2 protein-coding genes are annotated in these 972 nt (G+C 60.8%); both read left to right on the top strand.

What is annotated here, in order from left to right:
• A partial coding sequence (locus EVC45_RS46465) for a transposase (protein WP_211193615.1) occupies positions 1-418 on the top strand: 418 nt, incomplete at its 5' end.
• A gap of 24 nt (positions 419-442) precedes the next feature.
• On the top strand, positions 443-972 hold a 530-nt coding region (locus tag EVC45_RS44845), incomplete at its 3' end, for a transposase (RefSeq protein WP_168991686.1).

The following is a 972-nucleotide window of genomic DNA, read 5'->3' as shown; positions in this document are numbered from 1 at the left end:
GCTCTCAAAGCTGCAGCAGGCGGCTCGCGATGGGGCGTGCCGCCTGATCTACTTCGACCAGTCAGGGTTCTCTGCCTCACCTCCGGTGCAGCGCGGCTGGTCGCCAGTCGGCGAGCCGCATCACGTCTTACCGCAGCCTCATTGCAGACGTTCGGTCCTCGGTGCATTTGATTTCGGCGCCAACCTTCTAAAGCATGAAGCCAGCAAGGCAACCATCAAGCGCCCAGACGTCATCCAGTTTCTTGATCAGGTCGCGCAGGAAGGCGCACCCGGCCTGATGACTGTGGTGGTGCTCGATAACGCCTCGATTCATCACAATATCGATCAGCAACTGATTGCGGGTTTTCCGAAGGGGCCGAATTTGTCTGCAAGCCCCACCGGGAATGGCTTTCGGAGCTGGCGAGGGGGGAGCGGTTAAAGTGAGGGCTTTGCGGATGCGAAAATGGCTGCAAACCATGGCCGGCAGGCGATTCCCACGAAATTGAGTGAAGCGCAGTTCGGGCAATTTGTCTTGCCGCACCTGAGCCGGGGCCGGCGCGGCCCGCCGCCGACGTTGCCGTTACAGAGGATGTTCAACTACGTCCTGAAGGCGCTCTATATGGGGTGTCAATGGAAGATGCTGCCGATCGAAACGGATGCAAAGGGGCTGCCTGAAATCCACCACATCCGCATCTACCGGATCATGCGACGCTGGCAGGCTGACGGCAGCATCGACCGGGTCTTCGCGGGCTCGGTCGATCAACTGCATCGGGACCAGCTCCTCGACCTCGCGAACATCCATGGCGACGGCACGACCACAGCGGCAAAGAAAGGCGGCGACAACCTGGGCTACAGCGGGCACAAGCATCTGAAGGGCGACAAGGTGGTGGCCTTCAGCGATCGCAACTGCAACATCATCGCGCCATTCGTGACGGCGCCGGGCAATCGCAACGAATCACCCCTGCTGCGTGACGCGCTGCCCAAACTCACCGC

Source organism: Paraburkholderia sp. UYCP14C, from assembly GCF_004197395.1.
Taxonomy (GTDB): Bacteria; Pseudomonadota; Gammaproteobacteria; order Burkholderiales; family Burkholderiaceae; genus Paraburkholderia.
The sequence above is the reverse complement of the archived record's forward strand: the minus strand, read 5'-3'. Positions and strand labels throughout refer to the sequence as shown.